A 3,972-nucleotide genomic window follows, 5' to 3' on the forward strand; every position below is an offset into this window, starting at 1 on the left:
CGGCCGCCGGTCTGTTCGTCCGCGAGGACGGCCACGTCCGCCGCGCCGTCGGCAGCTAGTTCGCGCGCCCGATCGTTCGTACTTCCCACCGAATCGTGGTACTCGATCGAGAACGGGGCCTCGAGTCCGAACTCGACCGATGGGGCGTTGTACGCGGTAACGTCGGTGAGTTCGTACCCGTTCCCCCCGCTCTCGATCTCGAAGTTCGCCTCGCGCAACGCCTCGATGTGCTTCCAGACGGCCGCCCGCGAGATATCGAGCGATTCCGCCAGCTCCGGCCCCGATGCCGGCCCGTCCGCGAGCGCCTCGAGAACCGCCCGTCGCGTCTCGTTCATAGCCTCGCAAGGGGGCCGCTGGCACTTCAATCGGCGGGATCGTCTCCCGGCGGCGAGGGGGCGGCAGAATAGCGTTCGTTTCCGACCGAGAGACGCGTCGGTCTCATAGGGAGTATCGGAGACGTGCAGCGAGTCGGAATACAGGACCGAGAGACACGACCAAATCGAGAATCACGAATCGCCCGGTTGGCGACGATACTCCCGCTCAGGAGCGCAGTTCGCGCAGCGTCTCGCGGCCGGGCGCGATCAGTTCGTCGAGGGCGGCCGCGAGCGTCCCCTTCGCGTCGGCGGGGTGGAGTTCGCCCGACTCGAGGTCCGCAGCGAGGTCCTCGTACGCCTCGTAGGTGAGATCGCCGCCGTACTTCTCGGGTCGCTCGACGACGACTTCGTCGAACCGCGGGAAGACGTGGTACTCGAACAGTTCGAGGACGGGGTTCTCGAGATCACCTTCGGGGTCCCGGGTCGGCGGGCAGAACGCCGAGTTGACCTTCTCCTCGAGGTCCTCGGTCGAGTCCTCCATCGAGATGGTGATCCCCTCGCTCGAGGACATTTTGCCCTCGCCGCTGGTGAGGTCGGCGACGATGGGGGTGTGGATCGCGGGCCGAACGTCGTACTCGAGCTCGGGCAGCTTCTCGCGGGCGAGCATGTGGACCTTGCGCTGGTCGAGCCCGCCGACCGCCAGATCGAGATCGAGATATTCGATATCCAGGGTCTGCATCAAGGGGTAGACCAGATGGCTCACCTTCGCCGTCTCGTCGCCCTGGATCTCGGCCATCGCGCGCTGTGCACGGTTCATCGTCGTCTCGCGCTCGAGGTGGTGCAGATCGAGGGTGTACTCCTCTTCGAGCTGGAACTCGGAGCCGTAGACGAACTCGGTCTGGTCCTCCTCGAGGCCGTAGGCGAGGAACTGGGCTTTCATCTGCTCGGCGGTGGCCCGGATCTCCTCGAAGCTCCCCTTCTCGTTGAGGTAAGCGTGAACGTCCGCCAGCAAGACGACGACCTCCATCCCCGCTTCCTGGAGGTCGATGAGCTTGTTCGCGGTCAGGAGATGGCCGAGGTGGAGCACGCCCGAGGGTTCGTAGCCGACGTAGGCCCGCTTGCCCTCGGGCTCGGCCGCGAGGTCGCGGACCTCCTCGTCGGTGACGGCCTCCTCGACGTTTCGCGTCAGTAACTCGTAGGCATCCATGTGTTGACTGAAACCGGAGGAGGAATTTATACCTCCTGAATCCCGACTCGAGCAGCCATCAAGGGCGGGAGGAGGAGAACGGCTTCGGAACCGACTCGACGCAGTCCCGTGCGGTCGCGAGACGCGCTAGGATGCCAGTTCGCGGACCGTTACCGTGCCGTCCTGGTGGACGCGAATACGGTACCCCTCGTACGAAAACGCGACGTGCGCGTTCGCCTCGAGGGGTGACGGTGACGAGAAGAGACCGGTGATGAGGCCATCGATACGGTAGTATATCGGAGCGAGCTCCATCGGTTCGACGTCGTCGATGTCAGCGATGACTTCGACGAGTTGGGCCGCCGGATCCTCCTGGTTGGTGTCGAGCTGTCGTCGGATCACGCCGCCGTCAGCAGTAGCGTCGGTCAGTTGAGTCATCGTTATCGTGACTGTCAGTGTCCCCGACTGGTAACTATTGCACCGGCTACTGCCTGCTACCCGGCCCGCGTGGCCTGCGGCGGGTCACGTTCCGCTGGCGTTTCCGCTCCAGTGCGAAGCGGCCTCCCGTCGCAGCACGACTCCGTCACGGGACAGCGCTGTCCCGCTCGAGTCGACCACGACAGCGCTGTGGGCCGGTGGGCGACGGGACCGCCCCACGAACGCCAACGGAATACTCTTCCGGGCAGTCATCGTAGCCACGGCGACCGATGCTCGACAGCGAAGACGCCATTAACGCCTTCCGTCGAACCATCTACCCGCAGATACACTTCCTCTTGCGAGGAACCTTCGGCGGATACGCGGTCAGCCACACGACCGCCGACGAGTACGTACTCACGGCCCACTGCTCGGAGGAGGCGATAGAGGACGTCCTCGAGCAGGTTGGCTTCTCGCGCAATCCGATTGCCGCGCTCAAGGTTCGAACGGACGGCAACACCTCCGAGGGCTCGTGGGTGTGGCGACCGTCGCTGGTCGCCGACGAGCAGTTACATATCGTCCTCCACGACCTCGAGAACGAGTCGGGCGTCGACGTCTACGCCCACTGGGAGTGTTCGTGGATCCGGCATCCTTACAGACACTACCTCGCCCGCGGCTACGACGCGGAGAAGGGTGTCGCATTGGCCCGCCACTGGCTGATCGACGGGGACGAACTCGCGTGCGGACCGGCCATTCCCTACGAGATCGATCACTCCCTCGCTCGTCGCGCGAGCGAGGTCTTCTCGCTATCGTACTACCGCGTCGAGGAGACGGTGGCGGCGATCAAATCGAAACTCCCGTTCGTCGATCCGGCCGACAGGCCACAGATCATCGAACGCGACGACGCTCGAGACTCCGTTTCACCGTCGATCACGGGGAAGCTCTGAGCGAGACCGAAACGGAGATCGAGAGAGCGATCAGAGATCGCCCGATCGGATCCGTTCCTCAGCCTCCTCGAGCGCCCGATCCCGGTCGAAACCCTCGATAACCGCCCGGAGTTCGTCCTCGTCGGCCGCCGCCAGCTTCCGCGCGTGCTCGGTGATGCTCGGCACCGCGCGGATGATGTTGTCGACGATCGGCACGTCGGCCACCTGCGGCGAGCGCGACAGCGGGTTGAGGTCGATCACGATCTCGATCTTGCCCATCTCGTCTAAGGCCTCGGCGCGGTCGCCGTCTTCGAGCGGGACGAGCACGACGTCGGCCTCGTAGATGCCGTCGGCGTCGACCTTCGAGCGCTCGTGGTCGAGGTTCGGAATGTGCGCGTCGGCTTCGAGTCCCTTGACCTCGTCCGCGCCGTGCTCGCGCAGGTGGTCGGCGATAGCCCGGATCCGCTCGGGCGTTCGATTGAAGAGGTTGACCTCGAGGTCGGCGTCCACGGCGTCGGCGAGTGCGGCCATCTCGCCGGGGACCAGCGCGGCGACGTTGCCGTTGATCGAGAGCACGGGACGGTCGGCGAGCAGGAGGTGTGCCGCGGCGGCCCGTTCCGCGTCGTCGGCGCTCGGAATCGTCTCCTCGCCCAACAGATAGTCGAACGCGCTGCCCCGTCCCTCGGCGTGCATCCCCTGAAGGTGGGTGATCCCCTTCTCGACGCCCCGCTCGATTCGGTGGCGAGTGAGCAGGTCCTGATATCTCGGGTGGTTCTCGGGGATCTCCTCCTCGTGCTCGACGTCGGCGGAGACGCTGTCGTAATCGCTCACGAGCGGTGACTCGACCCGTTCGATAAAAAGTCAACTGATACCCGCGCCGCTGGGCTACTCCGTAAACGTGATCCAGCCGTCGGGCGCCTGCGCCTTCACGTCGTTCATCGCCTCGCGGGCGTCCGTGCGGTTCGCGTAGGTCTGCGTGCTCTTCGCCATCGTCGTCCCGTACTCGTCGATCAGCTGCCAGACCCAGCCGTCCTCGGCGGTGTGCAACTCGAAGGAAACGCTATCGATCTCGAGGATGCTCGCCGACTCGATCAGCTCACGGACGTCCTCGAGGGCCTCGCGTGCGAGGGCGACC

6 protein-coding genes are annotated in these 3,972 nt (G+C 65.2%); 1 reads left to right on the forward strand and 5 read right to left on the reverse strand.

The genetic code is table 11. The annotated features are described in order from the left end of the window. The 3 genes from PGX04_RS20690 to PGX04_RS20700 form a co-directional block, all read right to left on the reverse strand. Nucleotides 1–335: HTH domain-containing protein (locus PGX04_RS20690; RefSeq protein ID WP_273740232.1), on the reverse strand; the 335-nt coding region annotated here is incomplete at its 3' end. A 205-nt stretch (nucleotides 336–540) separates the two neighbouring features. Then, on the reverse strand, nucleotides 541–1,521 hold the full coding sequence (locus PGX04_RS20695) for a tyrosine--tRNA ligase (RefSeq protein ID WP_273740233.1): 981 nt from the start codon (nucleotides 1,519–1,521) through the stop codon (nucleotides 541–543). A 126-nt stretch (nucleotides 1,522–1,647) separates the two neighbouring features. Further along, nucleotides 1,648–1,935 carry a HalOD1 output domain-containing protein gene (locus PGX04_RS20700; RefSeq protein ID WP_273740234.1) on the reverse strand — a complete coding sequence of 96 codons (288 nt, stop codon included), beginning with the start codon at nucleotides 1,933–1,935 and terminating at the stop codon, nucleotides 1,648–1,650. Nucleotides 1,936–2,204: 269 nt separating this feature from the next. Here PGX04_RS20700 and PGX04_RS20705 point away from each other — a divergent pair, with 269 nt between their 5' ends. Continuing rightward, nucleotides 2,205–2,858 carry a hypothetical protein gene (locus PGX04_RS20705; RefSeq protein ID WP_273740235.1) on the forward strand — a complete coding sequence of 218 codons (654 nt, stop codon included), beginning with the start codon at nucleotides 2,205–2,207 and terminating at the stop codon, nucleotides 2,856–2,858. 30 nt (nucleotides 2,859–2,888) lie between these two features. On the opposite strand, the gene PGX04_RS20710 is transcribed toward PGX04_RS20705, so the two are convergent. Together PGX04_RS20710 and PGX04_RS20715 are read right to left on the reverse strand one after the other, a co-directional pair. Continuing rightward, the gene (locus tag PGX04_RS20710) at nucleotides 2,889–3,668 is read right to left on the reverse strand and encodes a 4-phosphopantoate--beta-alanine ligase (protein WP_273740236.1); all 780 of its coding nucleotides are present in this window, start codon (nucleotides 3,666–3,668) and stop codon (nucleotides 2,889–2,891) included. 54 nt (nucleotides 3,669–3,722) lie between these two features. Further along, the coding region (locus tag PGX04_RS20715; RefSeq protein ID WP_273740237.1) for a YegP family protein at nucleotides 3,723–3,972 on the reverse strand (250 nt) is incomplete at its 5' end.

Source organism: Natrinema soli, from assembly GCF_028618695.1.

Coding starts and splice junctions, on each gene's coding strand:
- PGX04_RS20700 (WP_273740234.1), bottom strand. CDS start 1,935: ATGACTCAACTGACCGACGCTACTGCTGACGGCGGCGTGATCCGACGA.
- PGX04_RS20695 (WP_273740233.1), bottom strand. CDS start 1,521: ATGGATGCCTACGAGTTACTGACGCGAAACGTCGAGGAGGCCGTCACC.
- PGX04_RS20705 (WP_273740235.1), top strand. CDS start 2,205: ATGCTCGACAGCGAAGACGCCATTAACGCCTTCCGTCGAACCATCTAC.